22 protein-coding genes and 1 tRNA gene are annotated in these 23,757 nt (G+C 71.8%); 16 read left to right on the forward strand and 7 right to left on the reverse strand.

Annotated elements, in window-relative coordinates:
- Positions 1 to 23 precede the first annotated feature (23 nt).
- Positions 24 to 785: a phosphoglyceromutase gene (locus ACH4DX_RS21445; RefSeq protein WP_398120963.1), complete on the forward strand. Its 762-nt coding sequence runs from the start codon at positions 24 to 26 to the stop codon at positions 783 to 785.
- 107 nt (positions 786 to 892) lie between these two features.
- On the opposite strand, the gene ACH4DX_RS21450 is transcribed toward ACH4DX_RS21445, so the two are convergent.
- Positions 893 to 1,273, reverse strand: coding sequence for a hypothetical protein (locus ACH4DX_RS21450; protein ID WP_398156278.1), 381 nt, complete (start codon positions 1,271 to 1,273; stop codon positions 893 to 895).
- A 1,050-nt stretch (positions 1,274 to 2,323) separates the two neighbouring features.
- Positions 2,324 to 3,004 (reverse strand): phosphate signaling complex protein PhoU, encoded by a 681-nt coding sequence (phoU, locus tag ACH4DX_RS21455; RefSeq protein ID WP_398156279.1) that lies wholly within the window; start codon positions 3,002 to 3,004, stop codon positions 2,324 to 2,326.
- Between the two features lie 349 nt (positions 3,005 to 3,353).
- Here phoU and ACH4DX_RS21460 point away from each other — a divergent pair, with 349 nt between their 5' ends.
- On the forward strand, positions 3,354 to 4,682 hold the full coding sequence (locus ACH4DX_RS21460; protein ID WP_398120981.1) for a sensor histidine kinase: 1,329 nt from the start codon (positions 3,354 to 3,356) through the stop codon (positions 4,680 to 4,682).
- Entirely contained in the window at positions 4,679 to 5,359 is a 681-nt protein-coding gene (locus ACH4DX_RS21465) for a response regulator transcription factor (protein WP_030682312.1), read from the forward strand. Before ACH4DX_RS21460 ends, ACH4DX_RS21465 begins: the two co-directional genes overlap by 4 nt.
- Positions 5,360 to 5,600: 241 nt before the next feature.
- Here ACH4DX_RS21465 and ACH4DX_RS21470 read toward each other — a convergent pair whose 3' ends face one another.
- Entirely contained in the window at positions 5,601 to 6,392 is a 792-nt protein-coding gene (locus tag ACH4DX_RS21470) for a copper chaperone PCu(A)C (protein ID WP_398156280.1), read from the reverse strand.
- 786 nt (positions 6,393 to 7,178) lie between these two features.
- Between ACH4DX_RS21470 and ACH4DX_RS21475 the strand changes: the two genes are divergently transcribed.
- The 7 genes from ACH4DX_RS21475 (at position 7,179) to ACH4DX_RS21505 (ending at position 14,810) form a co-directional block, all read left to right on the forward strand.
- Entirely contained in the window at positions 7,179 to 7,661 is a 483-nt protein-coding gene (locus tag ACH4DX_RS21475; protein WP_003953493.1) for a CarD family transcriptional regulator, read from the forward strand.
- 481 nt (positions 7,662 to 8,142) lie between these two features.
- The gene (gene ispD / locus ACH4DX_RS21480; protein WP_398156281.1) at positions 8,143 to 8,943 is read left to right on the forward strand and encodes a 2-C-methyl-D-erythritol 4-phosphate cytidylyltransferase; all 801 of its coding nucleotides are present in this window, start codon (positions 8,143 to 8,145) and stop codon (positions 8,941 to 8,943) included.
- A complete protein-coding gene (gene ispF / locus ACH4DX_RS21485; RefSeq protein WP_398156282.1) occupies positions 8,933 to 9,553 on the forward strand; it encodes a 2-C-methyl-D-erythritol 2,4-cyclodiphosphate synthase in 621 nt (206 codons plus the stop codon). The genes ispD and ispF overlap by 11 nt, the downstream gene beginning before the upstream one ends.
- 247 nt (positions 9,554 to 9,800) lie before the next feature.
- Entirely contained in the window at positions 9,801 to 10,205 is a 405-nt protein-coding gene (locus ACH4DX_RS21490) for a PPOX class F420-dependent oxidoreductase (protein ID WP_398120990.1), read from the forward strand.
- A gap of 93 nt (positions 10,206 to 10,298) precedes the next feature.
- On the forward strand, positions 10,299 to 11,702 hold the full coding sequence (gene cysS, locus ACH4DX_RS21495) for a cysteine--tRNA ligase (protein WP_398120992.1): 1,404 nt from the start codon (positions 10,299 to 10,301) through the stop codon (positions 11,700 to 11,702).
- A gap of 180 nt (positions 11,703 to 11,882) precedes the next feature.
- Entirely contained in the window at positions 11,883 to 12,824 is a 942-nt protein-coding gene (gene rlmB, locus ACH4DX_RS21500) for a 23S rRNA (guanosine(2251)-2'-O)-methyltransferase RlmB (RefSeq protein WP_398156283.1), read from the forward strand.
- 108 nt (positions 12,825 to 12,932) lie between these two features.
- Positions 12,933 to 14,810: a DoxX family membrane protein gene (locus tag ACH4DX_RS21505; RefSeq protein ID WP_398156284.1), complete on the forward strand. Its 1,878-nt coding sequence runs from the start codon at positions 12,933 to 12,935 to the stop codon at positions 14,808 to 14,810.
- Positions 14,811 to 14,950: 140 nt separating this feature from the next.
- Here the strand turns inward: ACH4DX_RS21505 and ACH4DX_RS21510 are convergent, their stop codons facing one another.
- From ACH4DX_RS21510 to ACH4DX_RS21520, 3 genes are all read right to left on the reverse strand, one after another.
- Positions 14,951 to 15,685 carry an NDP-sugar synthase gene (locus ACH4DX_RS21510; protein WP_398156285.1) on the reverse strand — a complete coding sequence of 245 codons (735 nt, stop codon included), beginning with the start codon at positions 15,683 to 15,685 and terminating at the stop codon, positions 14,951 to 14,953.
- A 58-nt stretch (positions 15,686 to 15,743) separates the two neighbouring features.
- Positions 15,744 to 16,205, reverse strand: a complete 462-nt coding sequence (locus tag ACH4DX_RS21515) for a hypothetical protein (protein WP_398121000.1) — start codon at positions 16,203 to 16,205, stop codon at positions 15,744 to 15,746.
- A gap of 392 nt (positions 16,206 to 16,597) precedes the next feature.
- The gene (locus ACH4DX_RS21520) at positions 16,598 to 17,734 is read right to left on the reverse strand and encodes an ABC transporter ATP-binding protein (RefSeq protein ID WP_398121001.1); all 1,137 of its coding nucleotides are present in this window, start codon (positions 17,732 to 17,734) and stop codon (positions 16,598 to 16,600) included.
- A gap of 224 nt (positions 17,735 to 17,958) precedes the next feature.
- Here ACH4DX_RS21520 and ACH4DX_RS21525 point away from each other — a divergent pair.
- A tRNA-Thr gene (locus ACH4DX_RS21525) sits at positions 17,959 to 18,032 on the forward strand.
- Between the two features lie 116 nt (positions 18,033 to 18,148).
- Here the strand turns inward: ACH4DX_RS21525 and sigJ are convergent.
- The gene (sigJ, locus tag ACH4DX_RS21530; protein ID WP_398156286.1) at positions 18,149 to 19,150 is read right to left on the reverse strand and encodes an RNA polymerase sigma factor SigJ; all 1,002 of its coding nucleotides are present in this window, start codon (positions 19,148 to 19,150) and stop codon (positions 18,149 to 18,151) included.
- Between the two features lie 288 nt (positions 19,151 to 19,438).
- On the opposite strand from sigJ, the gene ACH4DX_RS21535 reads away from it, so the two are divergent.
- The 5 genes from ACH4DX_RS21535 (at position 19,439) to ACH4DX_RS21555 (ending at position 23,630) form a co-directional block, all read left to right on the forward strand.
- Positions 19,439 to 19,912 (forward strand): carboxymuconolactone decarboxylase family protein, encoded by a 474-nt coding sequence (locus ACH4DX_RS21535; protein WP_398121007.1) that lies wholly within the window; start codon positions 19,439 to 19,441, stop codon positions 19,910 to 19,912.
- A 100-nt stretch (positions 19,913 to 20,012) separates the two neighbouring features.
- Positions 20,013 to 20,570 (forward strand): YceI family protein, encoded by a 558-nt coding sequence (locus ACH4DX_RS21540; protein WP_398156287.1) that lies wholly within the window; start codon positions 20,013 to 20,015, stop codon positions 20,568 to 20,570.
- Positions 20,558 to 21,385 (forward strand): endonuclease/exonuclease/phosphatase family protein, encoded by an 828-nt coding sequence (locus ACH4DX_RS21545; RefSeq protein WP_398156288.1) that lies wholly within the window; start codon positions 20,558 to 20,560, stop codon positions 21,383 to 21,385. Before ACH4DX_RS21540 ends, ACH4DX_RS21545 begins: the two co-directional genes overlap by 13 nt.
- A gap of 154 nt (positions 21,386 to 21,539) precedes the next feature.
- The gene (locus ACH4DX_RS21550) at positions 21,540 to 22,496 is read left to right on the forward strand and encodes a thioredoxin domain-containing protein (protein ID WP_398156289.1); all 957 of its coding nucleotides are present in this window, start codon (positions 21,540 to 21,542) and stop codon (positions 22,494 to 22,496) included.
- A 276-nt stretch (positions 22,497 to 22,772) separates the two neighbouring features.
- Complete coding sequence (locus ACH4DX_RS21555; protein ID WP_398156582.1) at positions 22,773 to 23,630, forward strand: aminoglycoside phosphotransferase family protein; 858 nt, start codon at positions 22,773 to 22,775, stop codon at positions 23,628 to 23,630.
- Positions 23,631 to 23,757: the final 127 nt, after the last annotated feature.

Below are 23,757 nucleotides of genomic sequence, written 5' to 3' on the forward strand. Positions count from 1 at the left end.
ACGGTTCGATTACGCTCGGGGACATGGCCGACGCACCGTACAAGCTGATCCTCCTCCGCCACGGCGAGAGCGAATGGAACGCGAAGAACCTGTTCACCGGCTGGGTGGACGTCAACCTGAACGAGAAGGGCGAGAAGGAGGCGGTCCGCGGCGGTGAGCTGCTCAAGGACGCCGGCCTGCTCCCCGACGTGGTCCACACCTCGCTCCAGAAGCGCGCGATCCGCACGGCGCAGCTCGCTCTGGAGTCGGCCGACCGCCACTGGATCCCCGTACACCGGTCGTGGCGTCTGAACGAGCGGCACTACGGCGCGCTCCAGGGCAAGGACAAGGCTCAGACCCTCGCCGAGTTCGGCGAGGAGCAGTTCATGCTGTGGCGCCGCTCGTACGACACCCCGCCGCCGCCCCTGGACCGCGACGCGGAGTACTCCCAGTTCTCCGACCCGCGCTACGCCACGCTCCCGCCGGAGCTGCGGCCGCGGACGGAGTGCCTCAAGGACGTCGTCGTCCGGATGCTCCCGTACTGGTTCGACGCCATCGTCCCCGACCTCCTCACGGGCCGCACCGTCCTCGTCGCCGCCCACGGCAACAGCCTCCGTGCCCTGGTCAAGCACCTGGACAACATCTCCGACGCCGACATCGCGGGCCTGAACATCCCCACCGGCATCCCCCTGTCCTACGAACTGGACGCCGACTTCAAGCCCCTGAACCCGGGCGGCACCTACCTCGACCCGGACGCCGCGAAGGCGGCGATCGAGGCGGTCAAGAACCAGGGCAAGAAGAAGTAGGCCCCCACGCGCGAGGCCATCACGAAGCCGTCGCGTGGTCGTCGCGTGGTCGTCGCGTTCAAGGCCCCCGTCTCCGGTCTTCCTGCCGGTGGGGGCCTTGCTGCGTCCTAGCCGATTGTCAGGCTCGTGAACTTGATCGTGACGCTCTGGGCGTTTCCGGTCGGGGGGTTGTCGACCTTGATGACCCTGGGCTCTTGCAGGGTGTACTGCTTCTTCGCGTTGCCCATGTAATCCAGCACATTGAGGGACGCTGTCGCGGGCTGGGCGGTGCCGCCTATCAGGTCGGTGAACTGCTGGGACTGTTCGGCGCCGCGGACCACGGTCACCGTGCCCGACTGCTGCTGGCCTGGGATGAGCGCGTTGGAGGGGACCTGCTGCACAGGCTGGTCCATCGTCAGGTCGGAGACCTCGCTGAGGTTCTCGGTGCCGCCGTCGACGTTCAACTGGAACGTGCTCGGGGCGAGGGTGTCGCCCGTCAGAAGCTTCACGCCCCCGCCTTCGGCCCCGCCCTTGGCCCGAGGGGACGGCTTCGTGTTCCCCTTCCCGCCGCTGTCGGACGTGTCGGGGCGCGACTCGGTCTTCCGGGACGGACCGGCGCTCGACGTGCCGGTGTTCGACGCGGGCGCGTCGGTGTCCGAGGAATCGGAGCCGCACGCGGTCAGCAGCCCCAGGGACAGCAAGGCGGCGGCTGCCGCCCCGGCCGTGCGGCGGCGCGCGCTGAAGGGGAACGGGGCATGGGGAGACTCCCTGAGTCGTCGGCGCTCGCGCCGTCGACGGCCGACCGGGGTCTCTGCCCCGGTTCCCGGCGGTCAACGGCTGCGGTGGTGGACGCCCCGAGTCTGTGAGCCGGTCAGTGCCCGCCACCACAGAACACGGACAGGTTGGGAAGCTGGGACGCACCTGCGCCGCTGACCAGGCGAAACGAAGCCCGGGTGGAACGCCGGGACGGGACGCCCACGGCGGGGGCGCCGGCCTCCCCCGCTCGCCACGCTCTAGTGCTCCTCCCGCGCTCCCCGGGACGGCCGGGGGAGATGGACCGGGGGACCCGGGAGGGCCCGGGAGCGCGAGAGCCGGGGAAGGCTGGGGGAGCGAGACCGGAGGAGACCGGGGAGGGCCGGGGAGCGCGAGAGACCGGGGGAGCGCGGGAGCCGGGGGGCCGGGAGCCCGGGGGCCGGGGGGAGCCCGGGAGCCCGGGACAGCGGGGTCGGCGGGCGTGGCCCCAACCTCGTCGAGGGGCAAACGCCGTACGCGCACAAATGCGCCGTTGACGCGCCCCATCGCTATGGGCGTGCAATGGACCGGCAGGCAGTACGTCTTCGCAGTACGCCTTCGAGGAGGAGACCATGGCCGAGTCCCCCAAGACCGATACCTGTTCGAGCGGTTGCCAGTGCGGTTCCGGTTGCAGCTGTGGCTGCCAGTCCGGTGGTCCGTGCCAGTGCGGCGGCGGTTGCGGCTGACCCACTGACGCACGCCGAAGGGCGGGCGCCGTGCCCCGCAGGGAACGGCGCCCGCCCTTCGGCGTGCCCGGCAGTGCGCGGCTACGCGCCCTCGACCGGCACGCCGCCCGACTGGATCTCGTCCGCGTGCTCCCCCGTCACCAGGTACACGACCCGCTTGGCGACGGACACCGCGTGGTCCGCGAAGCGCTCGTAGTACCGGCCGAGCAGCGTCACGTCGACCGCCGTCTCGATGCCGTGCTTCCAGCGGTCGTCCATCAGGTGCTGGAACAGCGTGCGGTGCAGCAGGTCCATCTCGTCGTCGTCCTGCTCCAGCTGCAACGCCAGATCGACGTCCTTCGTGATGATGACCTCTGCCGCCTTGGCCATCAGGCGCTGCGCGAGCTGCCCCATCTCCAGGATCGTGGCGTGCAGGTCACGCGGCACCGCCGAGTCCGGGAAGCGCAGCCTGGCCAGCTTGGCCACGTGCTGGGCCAGGTCGCCCGAGCGCTCCAGGTCGGCGCTCATCCGCAGCGAGGTGACGACGATCCGCAGATCGGTCGCCACCGGCTGCTGCCGTGCCAGCAGGGCTATCGCCCGCGCCTCCAGCTCGTGCTGGAGGTCGTCGACCTTCTGGTCGGCGGCGATCACGCTCTCCGCCAGCTTCAGATCGGCGTCGAGCATGGCCGTGGTGGCGCGCCCGATCGCCGACCCGACAAGACGGGCCATCTCGACCAGGCCCTCGCCGATCGAGTCAAGTTCCTCGTGGTACGCGTCACGCATGTGGCTGTCCCTCTCTCGTACGTCACAGGGGGTCACCCCTACGCTCCCACGGTGCGGGGCCGACGCGACCGTTTAAGTCATCTCAAATGAATCAGCTCTGTCGTCAAGGTGAACTATGGGCGACAGTGCCCCGCGTCGCCCCGGATGCGCCACACTGCACACAGGGCCCCCGGGGGCGACACCCGTCCCGCACCCGGAGGCCGTGCCCCGCACCGGAATCATCCGGTCCACCAGGCCCTCCCGCCGAAATGAACCACTGCCGTCCCCACAGTGAACTCTGAGCGACGAGTGTTCGAGTGGCCACCCGGATGGCTGTGGGAGGTGCTCCGAACGCGCATAACCTGGAGGCATGGACGTGAACGCGGCGGTCGCCGCAGCGGCAGCGATCGCCGGGGTGTGCACCGGCGTCATCGCCATGCTGGCGTTTCGCTGGAGCGAACGCGACCAGAAGAGGCCCACCAGGACATCCCTGCACACGGACCCGGTCCTGCCCCCCGGCGTCGACACGGTGCTCTCCGTGCTCCGCTCGTCCGCCGTCGTCCTCGACGAGGCGGACAGCGTGGTCAAGGCGAGCTCCGCGGCGTACGCCCTCGGACTCGTGCGCGGCGGCAAGCTCGCCGTCGAACCGATGCTCCAGATGGCCAGGGACACCCGGCGGGACGGCGAGATACGACAGGTCGAGCTGGACCTGCCGCGCCGGGGCACCGGCCGCGGCGACGCCCTCGCGGTCTCCGCGCGGGTCGCGCCGCTCGGCTCCCGCCTCGTGCTGCTCCTGGTCGAGGACCTCACCGAGGCCCGCCGGATCGAGGCCGTGCGCCGCGACTTCGTGGCGAACGTCAGCCACGAGCTCAAGACCCCGGTGGGCGCCCTCTCCCTGCTCTCCGAAGCCGTCATGGACGCCGCCGACGACCCCGAGGCCGTCGAACGCTTCGCCGGCCGGATGCAGAACGAGGCGACCCGCCTGACCAACCTCGTGCAGGAGCTCATCGACCTCTCCCGGGTGCAGAACGACGACCCGCTGGAGGACGCCGAGCCCGTCCGCGTCGACGAACTCGTGGGCGAGGCCATCGACCGCTGCCGCCACCAGGCGGGCACCAAGCAGATCACCATGGCCACGAACATGGCCGCGCCCGAAGGGCTCGGTCAGGGACCCGGCCAGGGCGCCGACGGCCGACGGGAGGGCGGCATCGCCGACCTGCACGTCTGGGGCAACCGGGGCCAGCTCGCCGCGGCCCTCGGCAACCTCGTCGAGAACGCCGTCAACTACTCGCCGGCCCGCACCAGGGTCGGCATAGCCGCACGCCGGGTCACCGCACCGGGCGGAGACCTCATCGAGGTCGCGGTCACCGACCAGGGCATCGGAATCTCCGACAAGGACAAGGAGCGCATCTTCGAGCGCTTCTACCGCGTCGACCCGGCCCGCTCGCGCGCCACCGGCGGGACCGGCCTCGGCCTCGCCATCGTCAAGCACGTGGCCGCCTCGCACGGCGGGGAGGTCACCGTGTGGAGCTCCGAGGGACAGGGCTCCACCTTCACGCTGCGTCTGCCCGAGGCAGCTGCGGCCCGCGACCGCGGAGCCGGACACGGCTTCACCGCGGACGGCGCGCACCAGGGCGCAAGGCCCGACGACACAACTGCATACGAACCCATTCCTGCCGCCCCGGAGGTCCTTCCGTGACCCGAGTGCTCGTCGTCGAGGACGAGGAGTCCTTCAGCGACGCCCTGTCGTACATGCTCCGCAAGGAGGGCTTCGAGGTCGCGATCGCGGCCACCGGCCCGGACGGCCTGGACGAATTCGAGCGCAACGGCGCCGACCTCGTCCTGCTCGACCTGATGCTGCCCGGCCTGCCCGGCACCGAGGTGTGCCGCCAGCTGCGCAGCCGCTCGAACGTGCCGGTGATCATGGTCACCGCCAAGGACAGCGAGATCGACAAGGTCGTCGGACTGGAAATAGGAGCCGACGACTACGTCACCAAGCCCTTCTCCTCCCGCGAACTGGTGGCCCGCATCCGCGCGGTGCTGCGCCGCCGGGGCGAGCCGGAGGAGGTCACCCCGCAGGCCCTGGAGGCGGGGCCGGTCCGCATGGACGTCGACCGCCACGTGGTCACCGTCTCCGGCTCCAAGGTCGACCTGCCCCTGAAGGAGTTCGACCTCCTGGAGATGCTGCTGCGCAACGCGGGCCGCGTCCTCACCCGCATGCAGCTCATCGACCGCGTCTGGGGCGCCGACTACGTGGGCGACACCAAGACCCTGGACGTGCACGTCAAGCGCCTGCGCGCCAAGATCGAGCCGGACCCGGGGGCACCGCGCTACCTGGTGACGGTCCGCGGCCTCGGCTACAAGTTCGAGCCGTAGACCGACACCTGACCAGCGCCACCGACAAGGGAAGGGCGGGAACCCCCGGGGGTTCCCGCCCTTCCCTGTTGTGTACGTGGCACAAGGCTGTGTACGTGTCACACGGCTGCGTACGTGGCGCAGGGCTGTGCCCGTGGCACACGGCAGCCCATGTGGCATACGAGGCGCATGCGCTTTCGTGCGAGGCGTATGCGGCTTCGTGCGAGGCGTATGCGGCTTCGTACGAGGCGTCGGCGCGCCGTCAGTGCTGGCCGGTCGACCCCTCGTCGTGCCCGGCCTCACCCTGCGCGCCGCTCACCGCGTTGTTCGCGCCGTCCGCCGCGCCGTCCGCGCCGTTGGCCGGCGGCTTGGCGTCGTCGCCCGAAGGGGTTCCCTCGCCGGACGGCGTCCCGGTGGCCGCCTCGTCCGATTCGCCCGACGGGGTGCCGGACGGCTTGCCCGAGGGCTTGCCGGACCGGTCGCCCGAGGGCTTGCCGGAGGGCTTGCCGTCCGGGCTCTCGGGGAGCTCGCTCGGGCCCCACTTCTTGAAGTAGCTCTCGGCCGGGACGACGAACGTCTTCAGCTTCACGTCGCCGGTCTTGCTGAAGGCGAAGGTGACGGGCTGCGCGTTGCCGTCCTTGACGGCCTCACGGCTCGAAGGCAGGACCGCGGAGGCGTTGTCCTTGCCGCCGATCGTGACGGAGCCGCCCGCCGGGATGGTCAGGCCGCCGCCCTTGCCCTTCTTCTCGCCCTTGGCGGGGGACAGCTCGGCCTTCTTGCCGACGCCGTTGACGGTGATCGCGTCGAGGGTCTGGTCGGTGTCGCCGTTGTTGAAGACCATCGCGGCGAACACGGCGGGGCCGGTCGACTCCCGATCGGGCTGCGTGATGATCATGGCGTTCTGGATCTTGATGTCACCGACGGCGATCGCCGCGTTGTCCGGCTTGATCTCGATCGTCTCGGCGTTGTTTCCGGCACCGCAGGCGGTGAGCGAGGCGAGCGAGAACGCGAGGGCGGTGGCGGCGATGGCGCCGCGTCGAAGGCTGCGGCTCACGGCGGCGGCAACTCCTAGAACGAGGGCGGTAACGGACGGCGGGCGGCCGGTCGACCGCCCTAAGGGTGTGTCAGCGGGCTTAGGTTACCGAGCCGTTCCCGAGCCACCGCACCCGACCCGCCCCTCCGACCCGCGAGCCTCCTCGGTTTCTTCGCACCCGGGCCGCCCCGCGGCCCGCCCTGCGTCTTCCCGCGAGCTTCCCTTCGTCCAGCGCCGCACATTTTTTTAACCGCCCACGACGACGCACGGACGCTTTTCCGCAAGAAATGCGCCACCCCTCCGAGAATTGGCCAGACGGAGGATCGGGTGGGAGTTCGGACGGGAGATACAGGAGGGAGATCCGGTGGGAGATCGGGGGAAGATCGCCGGAAGATCGGGGTGAGAACGGCAGAGGAACAGGGAGTGGATCACCGCCGCCCAACGGCAGGCGGAGCGGAGCGCGCTTCGGCGCACCGGTGCTCCGCGCGGCTTGATCATTTCCTGATTCACCTAGTCGGCTCGTACGTGACGTCGATCGCCGAACGGAGTAGCGGAAGTTCACCCACGGGAACCCGGCAAACCGGGACGTTCGTCCCCTTGAGGCGCCCTCGCGGGGTGCGCAACGCGGACGTTTCACCTCCGCCGGACAGTGGCTCCCACCTGCGAATACCCCCTTCCGCAGCCCTCGCGCAGCACGTTCCTGTCGCTGTTGTCAAGCCCCGAGATATGCCCTGACCTGCGAAAACGCCATTCAGAAGACGCCGTATCCGTGTTACCCTGGATAGCCACGGAAGGGGTACCTGTCACATGACGTTCAAGGTTGGCGACACCGTGGTCTATCCCCATCACGGGGCCGCGCTGATCGAGGCCATCGAAACTCGCCAGATCAAAGGCGTGGACAAGACCTACTTGGTGCTGAAGGTCGCCCAGGGCGACCTGACGGTACGTGTGCCAGCGGACAATGCGGAGTTCGTCGGTGTGCGTGATGTGGTCGGGCAGGACGGTCTCGACCGGGTCTTCGAAGTGCTGCGCGCGCCGTATGCCGAAGAGCCCACGAACTGGTCGCGCCGTTACAAGGCAAATCTCGAGAAGCTCGCCTCCGGCGATGTCATCAAGGTCGCGGAAGTCGTCCGTGACCTGTGGCGTCGGGAGCGTGAGCGCGGACTGTCCGCAGGTGAGAAGCGCATGCTCGCCAAGGCCCGCCAGATCCTGGTGAGCGAACTCGCCCTCGCGGAGAACACCAACGAGGACAAGGCCGAGGCCCTGCTCGACGAGGTTCTCGCGTCCTGAACCGACGCGCGCGCACGATCGATCAAGCAGATCATGAAACAAGCGCTGCGTGAAACAAGCGCTGCGTGAAACAAGCGCTGCGTGAAACAAGCGCTGCGTGAAACAAGCGCTGCGTGAAACAAGCACTTCATGAGCAAGCAGTGCAGCAGTGCGATCATGCGTGACGTGCGAGCAGAGAAGCACACATTGCCGCGGTGCCCGATGACTCCGAAAGGTGTTGCCGGGCACTGCGGCATACCTGTCTCCGGGTGGCCTACCCGCGGTACACGGAGTCATTCCCCCGGTGCACCGGGTGCGTATACGTGGTCGTTCCCCCGGTGCTTTGGCGTGCCGGGCTCGGGCAGCTGGCTCGACCGGATGTCACGGAAGGGTCCGGTCAGGGCTCTCACCCGGCACTCCCCCAGCCCTGTTACTGCTCCAAGCAGGGGGTACTCCCAGGCCATACCCACGTCGCCCGAGCACACAAACCTGAACGGAACCGATGTCTGACGCATCTACCGCGGCGGTCCGGCCCGACCCCGCAGACGCCGCGCAGCCCCAGGCCCTCCGGCCGCGCACCGCCGCCGTGATCCCCGCCGCCGGGCGTGGAGTGCGGCTCGGCCCGGGCGCCCCCAAGGCGCTGCGCGCGCTGAACGGCACCCCCATGCTGATCCACGCCGTGCGTGCCATGGCCGCCTCGCGGGCCGTCTCGCTCGTCGTGGTCGTGGCCCCGCCGGACGGCGCCGCCGAGGTCAAGACCCTGCTCACCGACCACGCCCTGCCCGAGCGCACCGACGTCCTCGTCGTGCCCGGCGGCGCGACCCGCCAGGAGTCCGTGCGCCTCGGCCTGGACGCGCTGCCGCCCGGCGTCGACATCGTGCTCGTGCACGACGCGGCCCGCCCCCTGGTCCCCGTCGACACCGTCGACGGCGTCATCGAGGCCGTCCGCGACGGGGCGCCCGCCGTGGTCCCCGCCCTCCCGGTCACCGACACGGTCAAGGAGGTCGGCCCCGCGGGACCCGCCACCCCGGGGGCGCCCGAACCCGTGGTCGCCACCCCTGACCGGGCCCGGCTGCGCGCCGTGCAGACACCCCAGGGCTTCGACCGCGCCACCCTGCTGCGCGCGCACGAGGCCGCCGTCGTCGGGGACGGCGCCACGGACGACGCCGGCCTCGTGGAACGCCTCGGCGAGCCGGTCGTCCTCGTACCCGGCCACGAAGAGGCGTTCAAGGTGACCCGGCCGCTCGACCTCGTACTCGCCGAGGCCGTGCTCGCCCGCAGGAGGGCCAACGATGGCTTCTGACGCACCGCACGCCACCGCACCGCCCGCCCCCGCGGCGCACGCCCCCGCACCGCCCGCCCCCGCACCGCCCGCCCCCGAGGCGCGCACCACCGCACCGCACACCGTCACCACGCACACCCCCGCGGCGCCGTTCCCGCTGCCGCAGGTCGGCATCGGCACCGACATCCACGCCTTCGAAGAGGGCCGTGAGCTGTGGTGCGCCGGTCTCAGGTGGGAGGGGGAGGGGCCCGGTCTCGCCGGGCACTCCGACGCGGACGTCGTCGCCCACGCCGCGTGCAACGCGCTGTTCTCCGCCGCGGGCCTCGGCGATCTCGGCGCGCACTTCGGCACCGGGCGCCCCGAGTGGGCCGGCGCCTCCGGGCTCGCGCTGCTCACCGAGGCGGCGCGGATCGTACGGGATGCGGGGTTCGTGATCGGGAATGTCGCCGTGCAGGTCGTCGGGCCACGGCCGAAGATCGGCAAGCGGCGCGAGGAGGCGCAGCGGGTCCTCTCCGGTGCGGTGGGCGCCCCCGTCACTGTCTCCGGGGCGACCACCGACGGGCTCGGCTTCCCCGGCCGGGGGGACGGGCTCGCGGCCGTCGCCACGGCCTTGGTGGTGCGGGGCGCCTAGCGGCGGGGCCGGGCGGATTCCGGGTACCCGGGGGTTCCGTGCCGGAAGCCGTTCTCTGCCGGCGCTCCGCGCCTCGTCCTCAAAGTCCTCAAACGCCGGACGGGCTATCTCCAGCCCGTCCGGAAGCGGGCCCGCGGCGCACAGGGGCGTGGAAATCCGCGGGCGGGCAGGTGGGTTGCCGGAGGATCGGGTACTCCGGCGCATATCCGACCGCACCCGCCCGAACGGGCACCCGCAGGGAGACACCGTGACCGCAGCAATGTCCGACAAGCTCAAGGCCCTCCTCGACACCCCGGTCTTCCTCGTCGTCGCCACCCTCCAGCCCGACGGCAGCCCACAGCTGTCACCGGTCTGGGTGAAGCGGGACGGTGACGACGTCGTGTTCTCCACCACCGTGGGGCGTCAGAAGGAGAAGAACCTGCGCCGCGACCCACGCGTGACGGTGCTCGTCCAGCCCTTCGACGCGCCCTACACGTACGCGGAGATCCGCGGGACCGCCACCCTCTCCGACGAGGGCGGCCAGGAGCTCATCGACGAGCTGTCGCTGAAGTACACCGGCCAGCGGTACGCCGAGTTCAACCCGAGGTCCGGCGAGGATGGCCCGCGCGTGGTCGTGCGGGTCACGCCCCGCAGGGTGACCGGACGCATCTGAGGACACCGCCACGGCACCGGCGCAACACCGCCGTGTCGCCCCGCGTCCCCCCAGGGGCGCGGGGCACTGCCCTTCGCCCACTACCCTGGAGTGGTGACGATTCGCCTGTACGACACCAGCGCCCGGCAGATCCGTGACTTCAGCCCCCTCGTCGAAGGCTGTGTCTCGATCTACCTGTGTGGCGCCACGGTGCAGGCAGCCCCGCACATCGGACACATCCGGTCGGGCCTCAACTTCGACATCATGCGTCGCTGGTTCGCCCACCGCGGCTACGACGTGACGTTCGTCCGCAACGTCACGGACATCGACGACAAGATCATCAAGAAGTCCGCGGAGCAGGGCCGCCCCTGGTGGTCGATCGGGTACGAGAACGAGCGCGCCTTCAACAGCGGCTACGACGTCCTCGGCTGCCTGCCCCCCACCTACGAACCGCGCGCCACCGGCCACATCACCGAGATGATCGAGATGATGCGCGGCCTGATCGAGCGCGGCCACGCCTATGAGGCCGACGGCAACGTCTACTTCGACGTGCGGTCCTTCCCCGGCTACCTGGAGCTGTCCAACCAGGATCTGGACGAGCTGCGCCAGCCCCCCGAGGAGGGCGTCACCGGCAAGCGCGACCCGCGTGACTTCGCGATGTGGAAGGCGGCGAAGCCGGGGGAGCCGAGCTGGGAGACGCCCTGGGGCCGCGGCCGTCCCGGCTGGCACCTGGAGTGCTCCGCCATGGCCCACAAGTACCTGGGCGAGGCGTTCGACATCCACGGCGGCGGCATCGACCTGATCTTCCCGCACCACGAGAACGAGATCGCCCAGGCCAAGGCCTACGGAGACACCTTCGCGCGGTACTGGGTGCACAACGGCTGGGTCACCATGAGCGGCGAGAAGATGTCGAAGTCGCTCGGCAACTCGGTGCTCGTGAGCGAGATGGTCAAGCAGTGGCGCCCGATCGTCCTGCGCTACTACCTCGGCACCCCGCACTACCGCTCGATGATCGAGTACAGCGAGGAGGCCCTGCGCGAGGCCGAGTCCGCGTTCGCGCGCATCGAGGGCTTCGTGCAGCGCGTGGTGGAGAAGGCGGGCGGCACCGTCGAGCCCGCCGGCGAGGTGCCGCCCGCGTTCGCCGACGCGATGGACGACGACCTGGGCGTCCCGCAGGCGCTCGCGATCGTGCACACCACGGTCCGCCAGGGCAACTCCGCGCTCGCCGCCGACGACAAGGAAGCCGCCGTGGCACGCCTCGCCGAGGTGCGGGCCATGCTCGGCGTCCTCGGCCTCGACCCGCTCGACCCGCACTGGGCGGGCGGCGAGGGCGACAGCGGCGAAGACCTGCACGGCGTCGTGGACACCCTCGTACGCCTCGTGCTCGACCAGCGCGAGGCCGCCCGCGCCCGCAAGGACTGGGGCACCGCCGACGCCATCCGCGACCAGCTCGGCCAGTCGGGCCTCGTCATCGAGGACAGCCCCGCGGGCCCCCGCTGGACGCTCGGGCCGCGCTAGCCCGGTACGCACGCTGATGTGCCGCCCGCGGACACGGGCGGCACACTGCATGTACGTACGCACACCGCACGGACACAGACGACGCACCGACGCACCGAAGCGTCGACGCACACGAGACTTCCGATGCGCCCGCACGCCCCGCGCGCGGACGCAAACCCGCTTCACACAGACAGGTAGGTCATGGCCGCTAACAACCGCCGCATGTCCGGCAAGAAGGGCGCGCAGGTCGGCAGCGGCGGCAAGCGGCGCCGCGCCCTCGAGGGCAAGGGGCCCACGCCGCCCGCCGAGATGCGCAAGGGGCACCAGAAGCAGCGCGCCGCCCAGGCCAAGGCGCGCCGCGCCACCGGCAGGCAGGCCCCCCGCGGCCGGGGCGGCAAGTCGGCGTCCGAGATGGTCGTCGGCCGCAACCCCGTCTACGAGGCGCTGCGCGGTGGCGTACCCGCCACCACGCTGTACGTCCAGCAGTTCATCGACAACGACGAGCGCGTCCGCGAGGCGCTCCAGCTCGCCACCGAGCGCGGTGACATCCACCTGATGGAGGCGCCGCGCGCCGAGCTGGACCGGATGACGAACGGCCTCAACCACCAGGGCCTGGTGCTCCAGGTGCCGCCGTACGAGTACGCGCACGCCGAGGACCTCGCCGCGGCCGCCTACGACCAGGGCGAGGACCCGCTCATCGTCGCCCTGGACGGCGTGACCGACCCGCGCAACCTCGGCGCCGTCGTCCGCTCCGTCTCCGCCTTCGCCGGGCACGGCGTCCTGGTGCCCGAGCGCCGGGCCGCGGGAATGACGGCCAGCGCCTGGAAGACGTCGGCGGGCACGGCGGCACGCACACCGGTCGCGCGCGCCACCAACCTCACCCGCGCCCTGGAGGCGTACAAGAAGGCGGGCATCGCCGTCGTCGGCCTCGCCGCCGACGGCGAGCACGAGGTCGGCGACCTGGACGCCCTGGGGGGCCCCGTCGTCATCGTCGTGGGCAGCGAGGGCAAGGGCCTGTCCCGGCTCGTCGGCGAGACCTGCGACTTCCGGGTGCGCATCCCGATGCCCGGCGGCGCGGAGTCGCTGAACGCCGGTGTCGCCGCGGGTGTGGTGCTGTACGAGGCGGCGCGCCGCAGGCGCTGACGGCGCCGCCGACCGGACCCCGTCGTACACCCGGTAACGGGTGCTTGACGGGGTCCGGACATTTCCCGTGGGTCAAGGCAGTGTCCAAACCACACATCACTCGGTTAGATGAGTGTGGACACCAGAACACCCCGCACACCCACGGGGGGACGCTCGTCAGGGTTCGACGACACTCCCGCGCTGAGCATGGTGAAGGTGCCCTGCGACCCGGCGCAGGTCATCGTCAATCACGCGAGCTTCCGCGTGCAGCTCCCCACCGCCGGGCGGACCCAATCTCCGCGCATCGCAAGCCGCTTGAACACCGCGGACGACACCGTGCGCGTCCCCGCCGCCGCCGCACCGGCGCGCAGGCGCGCGCCCGTCGTGTGGAGCGGCAGGTCCGCGCCGGGCGACCTCGACGCCGGCGGGCTGTTGCAGGCCGCGCGCGCGTGCGGTGTGCGCCGTTCGGCCGAAGCGGCCGGCCGTGACGGCGACGCCGGGACCGCGCTCGGCGGCCGCGACCCCTACGACGACGGCGGCTCCACCCAGGTCATCCCGCGCGTCGACCTCGACGACCCCTACGGCGACCCGGCCGAGACCGCCGCCTTCATCCCGCCCCGCGACCCCGCCGGGACCGCGGCCTTCACCCCGCCCCGCGACCCCGCGGAGACGGCCGCCTTCATCCCGCCCCGCCACCCCGGCGAGGGCACCCGGCTGCTGCCGCAGATGCGCCTGCCGGGCAGCGCCGACGACGAACACCACGTAGCCGCCGCAGCCACCGTCCCCTACGGCGACGGTGACGGGGACGGCTACGACGACGGCTACGACGACGGCCGCGGTGCCGGTCCCGACGAGTACGACGACCGCGACGAGGCCCCCGGGCGCCGCACCGGCGCCGGGCACGGCGGCGGACTGCGGCAGGCCTACTTCCCCGGCCGCCGCATGAACCTGGGCGTCGTGCTGCTCCCGCTGCGCGTCTTCCTCGGCTTCATCTCCATCTACGCCGGCATGGGCAAGCTGTGCGACCCCGTCTACTTCGACGGCGGCGAGCGCGGCTCCATGGTGAAGTGGCTGAACTCCCTGCACCCGTGGGCGCTCGCGGAGCCGCTGCGGGACTTCGCGCTCCAGCACCCCGTGGGCGCGGGCCTCGTCATCGCCTTCCTCCAGGTCATCGTGGGCGTGCTCACGGTGTTCGGGCTCTGGCAGCGGGTCGCGGCGTCCATCGGGGTGCTGCTCTCGGCCGCACTCCTGGTCACGGTCAGCTGGAAGACCGTGCCCGCCTACGACGCGCCCGACATCATCTACCTCGCCGCCTGGTCCCCGCTGATCATCGCGGGTGCGCCGGTGTACTCCATCGACGGCAGGCTCGCGGGTGAGGCCTGGCGCACGCTCGGGCCGCGCGCCGAACTGTGGGAGCTGCGGCGCCGGGTGCTGCGGCGCGGCGCCCTCGTCGGGGCCGTCGTCGTCGGCCTCACGCTGCTCATCGGCTCGGTGCTCGGCGGTGCCGTGCGGGACGCGGACCGCGTCACCGTGCCGGGCCCCGGCGAGGCACCGCGCAACGAACTGCCGGGATCCCCGCTTCCGGAGGACGCGGACCGCGAGCGCAAGCCGCGCCGCGACCGGCAGAGCCCCACGGCGCCCACCGACGCGTCGTCGCCCACCCAGGGCAGCTCGGCCACCCCCACCCAGGGCGCGGCGGGCACCCCGGGCGCCGCCCCGGAGACCGGGGGCGGGGTGAGCGAGGACCAGCCGAGCGCCACCCAGGGCACCGGCGGCGGTCAGGCGCCGTCGTCGCAGCAGCGGCAGCAGGCACCCCCGCAGCAGGAGCAGCCCGCGGCCTCCAGCGGCCCGGCCACGACCGGCGGCGGCACGGGCGGCGCGGGCACCACGAGCGGCGGCGCCACCAGCAGCGGTTCCAGCTCCGGCGGCACCGGTACCAGCGGTGGCAGCAGCACCGGGGGCGGCGCCGAGAGGCCGGGTGGCCTGCTCGGCGGTGTCCTCGGCTGAGGCGCCGGCCCCGCCCGGGGTCGCGAGCGAAGGGCCCCGCACACGTGCTGTGTGCGGGGCCCTTCCCTGTTTGTCCTACCCCGTTTGTCCTACCCCGTATGTCCTTGTACGCCGTCCTGAGTGGACGCATCGAGGGGTCGTCAGCGCGTCGGGGACGCGAGTTCCTTGGCCGCCTCCGTCAGGTCCTTGGCGGTGTCGATCGCGCGCCAGTACGCGCCCTGCGGCAGCGGATAGCCCGCCAGGCGCCGCTCGCGGGCGAGGCGGGGGAAGGTGGTGCGCTCGTGGTCGCCGCGGTCGGGCAGCAGCTTCGTGAAGGCGGCGGAGAAGACGTACACGCCCGCGTTGATGAGGTACGGCGACGGCGGGGCCTCGACGAAGTCCGTGATGTGCCCGAAGGTGTCGGTCTCCACCGCGCCCCAGGGGATGCGGGGACGGGCCAGGGCGAGGGTGGCGGTGGCGTCGCGCTCGGCGTGGAAGGCCGCCATGTCCCGCAGCGAGAAGCGGGTCCAGATGTCGCCGTTGGTCGCGTACCAGGGCTCGTCGGCGTGCGGCAGGTGCGCGGCGGCGTACTTGAGTCCGCCGCCGCGGCCGAGGGGCTCGGTCTCGACGACGGTGCTGACCTTCAGCGGCAGGTCCGCGGACTCCAGCCACTCCTGGAGCACCTCGGCGAGGTGGCCGCAGGAGACGACCGCGTCCGTGACGCCCTCGGCGGCGAGCCAGGCCAGCTGGTGGCCGATGATGGGCGTTCCCGTGCCGGGGATCTCGACCATGGGCTTCGGCCGGTCGTCGGTGTACGGGCGCAGGCGTGAGCCCTGGCCGCCGGCCAGGACGACGGCCTGCGTGGGGCGTGCGGAATGGTGGGCACCGGAGGTCATGACGGCACCCTACGCGGCGCTGCGCGCGGGGTGCCGTGCTGCCCTTGCCGGTGCCGCGTCAGCGGTTGTGGTGGGCTGCCACGCCCGTGGCGAAGGACGTGTCGCAGACCGGCCGCGCGTAGGACTGGGCGCGGCTCGGGCCGTACGCCCGGACGGCGGCGCGGCCGAGTGCGCGGGCGATGGACACGCAGTGCTTGGCCAGCGAGGGGTGCCGGTCGACCTCCTGCTGCAACTGCGTGAGGGCTGCGCCCGGGTCCTTCTCCTGGAGCTCCAGGAGAAGCCGGTCGCGCAGGATGTCCTGCGGGGTACGGGACTTGGCCGGTGCGGACAGGTCGCCCGCGGATGCGGTGAGGACCGAGTCCGATGAGGAGCCGGACCAGTTGACCCGGGTGACCGCGAGCGTGCCGGACAGCACCAGGACGACGGGCAGGACGAGGGCGAGCGTGCGCCCGATGCGGCGGCCGGGGCCGCGGTGGTGGCCTGGGCGCGGCTTCTGGGTGTGGTTGGCGGAGTGCGTCACGCGAGTGAGAGTAGCGCCAGGTGATGATTTGGCGACATTTAGTCACCCGGTTGAGCGACCCGTAAAAGTGTCCGGCTCGTCGCATGTTGACGTCGTGGATCGAAATGACCGTTGTGCCGGGGTATTTGTCGACAACGCTTCGGGTGGACGACGGTTCTCGACGCCGCGCGGACGTTCCGCAGACGCCCTGCGGACGGCCCGCGGCGGTTCGCCGCGGACGGCCGAGGGCCCCGCACCGGGGTGCGGGGCCCTTGGAAGGTAGCGGTTCGACGCGTGCGCGCGGAAGCTGGACGTGCACGCGCCCGGGAAGCCGGGTCCGTACGGGGCGGGAGTGCCCGCGCCGGGTCCGTGCGGGCGCCCGGCGCGGGTGGGCGCCGGGGCCGCGCGGTGGGTCAGTCGCTGAGGCGCTCGCCCGTCGAGGTCGAGAAGACGTGGATCTCGCCCGGACGCGGTACGACGTGCAGCTGCGCGCCCTTGTCCGGGACCCGGCGGCCGTTCACCCGGACCACGAGGTCCTTCTGCTCGCTGCCGACCTCGGCGGTGCCGTAGACGTAGCCGTCGGCGCCGAGCTCCTCGACGACGTTCACGGACACGGCGAGGCCCGCGGGGGCGTCCTCGGTCTCCTTGGACAGCGTCTTCGTGGCGCCGCCGTTCTGCTCGACCACGTCGAAGTGCTCCGGGCGGACGCCGACCGTGACGGTGCGGTCGCCCTTGTCGGCCGCGGCGGACAGCGCCTCGCGGTTCACCGGGACCACCGAGTTGCCGAACTTCACGCCGCCGTCGGTGATCGGGACCTCGACGAGGTTCATCGCGGGGGAGCCGATGAAGCCGGCGACGAAGAGGTTGTTCGGCCGGTCGTACATGTTGCGCGGCGAGTCGACCTGCTGGAGCAGGCCGTCCTTCAGGACGGCGACCCGGTCGCCCATCGTCATGGCCTCGACCTGGTCGTGGGTGACGTACACCGTGGTGATGCCGAGGCGGCGCTGGAGCGAGGCGATCTGCGTACGCGTGGAGACGCGGAGCTTGGCGTCGAGGTTCGAGAGGGGCTCGTCCATGAGGAAGACCTGCGGCTCACGGACGATCGCACGGCCCATCGCGACGCGCTGGCGCTGGCCGCCGGACAGGGCCTTGGGCTTGCGGTCCAGGTACTCGGTGAGGTCGAGGATCTTCGCGGCCTCCTCGACCTTCTGCCGGATGGTGGCCTTGTCGACGCCCGCGATCTTCAGGGCGAAGCCCATGTTCGCGGCGACCGTCATGTGCGGGTACAGCGCGTAGTTCTGGAACACCATGGCGATGTCCCGGTCCTTGGGCGGCAGGTGCGTGACATCGCGCTCGCCGATGCGGATCGCGCCGCCGTTCACGTCCTCCAGGCCCGCGAGCATGCGCAGGGACGTGGACTTGCCACAGCCGGACGGGCCGACCAGGACGAGGAACTCGCCGTCCTCGATCTGGATGTCGAGACCGTCGACGGCGGGCTTGTCGGAACCCGGGTAGACACGGGTCGCCTTGTCGAACGTAACAGTGGCCATGGTGAGGGCCCCCTTCACCGGCAGGAACGTGCCGGACGATCCGAGTAAAGGATGGGTCGAACAGGATGGGTCTAGTCCACGTGGGTGAACTGCCCGTGACGCTACCCCGCAGGTCGTTGGTCTGTCAGTAGCCCACGAGCCACGAGCTTCGAGGAAATTTTCGACTACCGGGCCGGTCGTGTTGGTTACACTTCACGGGCACACCCGCCGATGGGTCCGTGCGTGCCTCCTTAGCTCAGCTGGCCAGAGCAACGCACTTGTAATGCGTAGGTCGTCGGTTCGAATCCGACAGGGGGCTCGCAGCAGTGGACGACCGAAGGCCCTGCCGTCCGTGCGGACGACAGGGCCTTCGGTGTTGTTGACGGCGGCCACGGCGCCCGCCGGGCCCCGCAGGCGGTGCCCCTGGGGGGAGCTTCAGCCTGCGTCCGCCGTCCATGTGCGGAGCTTCTCGGGGTTCCGTACCGCCCAGACGCGGGTGATCCGGTCGCCGGAGAAGTCGAACGCGAGCACCGACGCGGTGACGCCGTCCTCCTGGAGCACGAGGCCGGGCTGGCCGTTGACCGTGCGCTCCAGGAGCGTCTGGTGGGCGATCTTCTCGGTGAGGCTGCCCATGTAGTGCGCGATCTGCTCGCCGCCCGCGATGGGGTGGGGCGCGGCCGCGGCCAGGCCACCGCCGTCCGCAAGCGCCGTCGCGTCGGGGTCCAGGAGGCCGATGAGCGCCTCGATGTCCTTGGCCTCCCACGCCTGCTTGAAGTCCCTGACCAGGGCCGCGCGCCGGGCCGCCGGGGTCGCGGGAGCCGTGGGGGCGGCGGGGGAGTGGGAGGCGCGCATGCGGCGGCGGGCCGCGGAGGCCAGCTGGCGGCAGGCCGCCGGGGTCCTGCCGACGATCTCGCCCACTTCCGCGAAGGAGTAGCGGAAGACGTCGTGCAGGATGAACGCGACCCGCTCGGCCGGGGTCATCGAGTCGAGCACGACGAGGAACGCCATGTTGACCGACTCGTCGAGCGTGACGCGGTCGGCCGGGTCCGCCGGCTCGACGGACCGGCCGCCGGGGCGCCCGTCCGCCCACTCCGTACGGTCCGGCAGCGGCTCCGGTATCCACTCGCCCACGTAGTTCTCCCGCCGGACCCGGGCCGAGCGGAGCTGGTCGAGGCAGATGCGGCTGGTGACCCGCGACAGCCAGGCGCCGGGGGCCTCGACGGCCTGCTGCGCCTGCGGGGACAGGGCGTACCAGCGGACGTAGGCCTCCTGTACGACGTCCTCGGCGTCGGCCAGGGAGCCGAGGAGCCGGTACGCGAGGTTGATCAGCCGGGGCTGCTCGCTCCTGATCACGCTCAAGGCCTGGTCCGGGTGCTCGGCGGCCCGCTCCGGCGGGTTCGGGTCGTCGGCCCGCTCGAGCGGGTTCGGGTTGTTCATGGTTCGGGCGCTCCCTTGGCTGCGGCTGCCGTCACTTGTGGGACGAGGCGGCACTCGTACTCGTACGGCGAGATGGCCTTCGTACGGCGAGGCGGCACTCGTACGACGAGATGGCACTCGTACGACGAGACAGGCCGCCGGAATGTGAGGTCGGTGTGCGGGCGACCGGGAGGTCGGTGTGCGGGCGGCTCGGGGTCGGCCGGGGGTGCATCTCACATTTCGCGGCGCTGTCTCGTCGTGCTTTCAGGACGCGCGCCCTCTCATCACGCCCACCGCAAGGAGAACACCATGGACACCCGCCTCGACTTCATCAGCAACCCCGTATCCGGCAGCGCCGTGAAGCACCTCGCCGCGGCGGGCAGGACGGTCGCCGAGTCCACCCTGCCCGCCGCGACGCTGGAACTCGCGGCCCTCCGCATCAGCCAGATCAACGGCTGCGGCTACTGCGTCGACATGCACACCAAGAACGCCGCGCACGCCGGGGAGAGCCAGCAGCGCCTGCACCTCGTCGCCGTCTGGCGCGAGGCCACGGTGTTCACCGACGCCGAGCGGGCCGCCCTGGAACTGGCCGAGCAGGGCACCCGTATCGCCGACACCGCGGGCGGTGTGACCGACGAGGCCTGGGCGGACGCAGCCAAGCACTACGACGAGACCCAGCTCGGCGCCCTGGTGACCACCATCGCCGTACTCAACGCCTTCAACCGCCTGAACGTCATCACGCAGCGGTCCGCGGGCGACTACGAGGTCGGTCAGTTCGGCTGATCGACGCCCTTCCCGGCCCCGGGCGGCCGTGACCGTGCGTCGCGGCCGCCCCGGGCCCCCGTCCGCCTCCCCCACGAGTCCATCCCAGGAGTGAGACCACATGTCCACCGTCTCCAGACCCGCCGAACTGACCGGCGACTACGTCTTCGACACCGCCCGTACCCGGATCGCGTTCGTCGCCAGGCACACCCTGTCCACCAGGGTCCGCGGGCGGTTCGAGGAGTTCAGCGGCGGCGCGCACCTGGACGGCGACCGGCCATCGGAGTCCCGCGCGTGGCTCACGATCCGGGCCACGAGCATCCGGACCGGCAACCGGCAGCGCGACAAGCTGCTGCGCGACAAGTTCCTCGACGTGGACGGGCACCCGACGCTCACGTTCACGTCGACCCGGGTGGTACCGGTCGACGAGGCCCGCTACCAGGTCACCGGCGACCTCGACGTACGCGGCGTGAGCCGGCCGGTCACCCTGGACGCCGTGCTGACCGGCAGCGAGAGCGACGCGCGGGGAGACCTGCGGGTCGCCTTCAGGGGCGGCGCCACGATCGACCGCGAGGACTGGGGCGTGAACTGGAACGCGTCCACCACGCTGATGATCGCACCGAAGGTACTGCTCGAGTTCGACGTCACCGCGACCCGGGAGGCCCAGTGCGCGTCCTGACCCTGAACGTGTGGAACAGCCGGGGCGACGCCGCCGCGCGGACCGCCGTGATCAACGCGGAGCTGCGGCGGTACGAGCCCGACCTCGTCGCCCTCCAGGAGGTCCTGCCCGACCAGCTGCCCGAACTGCTCGACGGCACCGGCCTGCACGGCACCCACCAGGCGCAGACGGCGGCGACCCAGCCCCCGTACGAGGACCGGTACGGCGGGACGGCCATCGCGACCCGGTGGCCGCACCACGTCGTCGAGGTCCTCGACCAGCGGGGCGTGGACGCGCCCGACGTCCCCTGGCTCACCCTCGCGGCGCACGTCCCGCTGCCCGACCTGGGCGACGTGCTGTTCATCGCGCCCACCACGTCGTTCAGGCTCGACGCGGAGGCTCGGCGGGAGCGTCAGGTCCTCGCCCTCGGCGACCTCGACGCCCGGCACCGGACGGCCCTGCCCACGATCATGGCCGGGGACTTCAACGCGGACCCCGACACGGCGGGCATCCGGTACCTGACCGGCAGGCAGTCCCTGTCGGGGCGCAGCACGCACTTCCACGACGCGTGGGAGGTCGCGGGCGAGGGGCCGGGACACACCTGGTCCGCCGACAACCCCAACGCGGCCGAGGACATCGAACGCCTCGTGCGGCAGCCCGGCCACCGGCGCCGGATCGACTACGTCTTCGTCGGTTCGCCGCACGCCCACCCGACGGCCTTCGCGCGCGTGCGCGGCGCCCGGATCGCCTTCGACAAGCCCGTCGACGGCGTATGGGCGAGCGATCACTACGGGGTCGTCGTCGACCTGGACATGGGGTTGCTCCCGGACCTGTAGGGCGGTTGCCGGGCGGACTTCCCGTGCTCGTGGGCCCGGGCGCTACTTTGGGCCGTACGTGGCCGTACGTGGCCGTACGTGGCGGAGGGTCGCGTGGCGGAAGGTCGCGCGGCGCAAGGCCGCGTGGGGGACGGGAAGTGGGGAGGACTGTTTCATGGCCGTACGCAGGGCCGTACGCAGGGCTGGATCCGGGGCCGGGCGCTTCGGTGCGGTGCGCAGGGCTGTATCGGATGCCGGGCGCTTCGGTGCGGCGCGCGGGGCCGTATCCAGGGCCGGGCGCGTCGGTGCGGCCGCGGCCGCCGTCGTGCTGCTCGGGTCCCTGGTGGCCGGGTGTGGTGGGGACGACGACGGCGGGGGCTGGATGGGGTTGCCCGAGGACTCGGCGTCGGCGGACGGCGCCGCTCCGGGCAAGCCGTCGGCCCCGGCGGGTCCTTCGGACGGTGCCGCTTCCCCGGGGGAGCCCGCGGCGCCGTCCGGCACCCCCGCCCCCTCCCAGGACCCCGCGGACGTACCGGAGGCGAAGGTTCCGCCCGCCTCCGTGCAACGGCTCGCCAAGGTGCCCGCCTCCGTGCGGGGCGGCGTGATCACGCTCGGCGAGCCGAAGACGGAACACACCGTGAAGGTGTACGAGGACGCGCGCTGCCCCTTCTGCAAGAAGTTCGAGGAGGGCGGCGCGCAGGCCCTCGTGGAGCCGCTGGCCGCGGGGGACGTGAAGGTCGAGTACACGATCGCCTCGTTCCTCGACCGGAACTTCGGCGGCAGCGGTTCGGTGAACGCCGCGAACGCGCTGCGGGCCGCCGTGGGTTCGGGCAAGTTCGCGCAGTTCCACTCCGCCGTCTTCACCAACCAGCCGGAGGAGAGCGAGGACGCGTTCACCCCCGCCTTCCTGCTGAAGATCGCCGACACGGTCGGTCTGCGTGACGCCGCCTTCCGGAAGGCGGTGAACGACGGTTCGTACAAGAGCTGGGTCCGCACCGCCATGGACGCCTTCACCTCCGACGGCATCTCGGGGACGCCCACCGTCGTGGTCGACGGCAAGAAGGCGCCGAGTGACGCGCTGTACAGCGAGGGGGCGTTCGCGAAGGTGCTTGAGGAGGCTGGGGTCTCGTAGGGGGTGGATTCGGCGGGGGGCCGGGGGTTTCGGCCGGGGGGCCGAGGGCTTTGGCGGGGGCCGGTGGTTCCGGCGGGGGGCCGGTGGCTTTGGCGGAGGGTCTGAGGCTTCGGCGGAGGGCCGGTGGCTTCGGCGGGAGGCCGGAGGTTTCGGCGGAGGGCCGGGGGCGGGGTTTCGGTGGCCGGAATTAATCGCATGTGGTGATCGCGGTCCGTGGGTAGGGTCGCCCGCGTGATCGACATCCAGATCCCGGACGAGCTGGTCCAGTCGCAGTACATGTACGCGGGCGAACCGGGCCGCGAGTTCATCGCCGCGCTGCCCGCGCGGGTGGCGGAGTTCGTCGACCGCTGGCAGCTCCGGGTCGTCGGGGACTCCATGTACGGCATGGCGGCCCTCGTGCTGCCCGTCGAGCGGGGCGACGGCAGCCCCGCCGTCGTGAAGTTCCAGCTCCTCGACGAGGAGACGGCGGGCGAACCTGTCGCGCTGCGCGTGTGGGACGGCGACGGCGCGGTGCGGCTCCTCGACCACGACGACACCACCGGCACGATGCTCCTCGAACGCGCCCTGCCCGGCGCGGAGCTCAGCGTGTTCGCCGGGACCGGCCGTGACGCGTGCCGCGAGGCCGTCGTCCTCATCGCCGAACTCCTCGCCCGCCTCACCTCCGTACCCGCCCCGCCCGGCATGCGCACCCTCGGCGACACCGCCGCACAGATGCTCGACGACACCCCGGCCGCCCTGCGGAAACTGGCCGACCCGGCCGAGCGGGCCCTGATCGCGCGGTGTGCCGACGCCGTGCGCGAGGTCGTCGGCGAGCCCGGCGACCGGATGCTCCACTGGGACCTGCACTTCGACAACGTCCTCACGTCCGACCGCGAACCGTTGCTCGCCATCGACCCCAAGCCACTCGCCGGCGACCCCGGCTTCGACCTGTGGCCCGCCCTGGACAACCTCTTCGACGCCGACGAGGTGTGCTGGCGGTTCGACGCCATGACCGAGGTCCTCGGCCTCGACCGGGAACGGGCCAAAGCCTGGACGCTCGGCCGGGTGCTACAGAACGCCCTGTGGGACATCGAGGACGGGCGGGCGTTGGCGCCTGATCATGTGGAGCTGGCTCGGCGGTTGCTTGGGCGGTGAGGGGGCGCGGCGGCGCAGCGTTCGGGGCGGCGGGTGGTGGGGTCGGGGGAGTTTCGTGCCTCGGGGGCGGTGGGGCCGGGGGCGTGCCTCGGGGGCGTCGGGGGAGCCTCGCGCTTCGGGGCGACGT

Source organism: Streptomyces sp. NPDC017940 (assembly GCF_044328435.1).
Classification (GTDB): Bacteria; Actinomycetota; Actinomycetes; order Streptomycetales; family Streptomycetaceae; genus Streptomyces.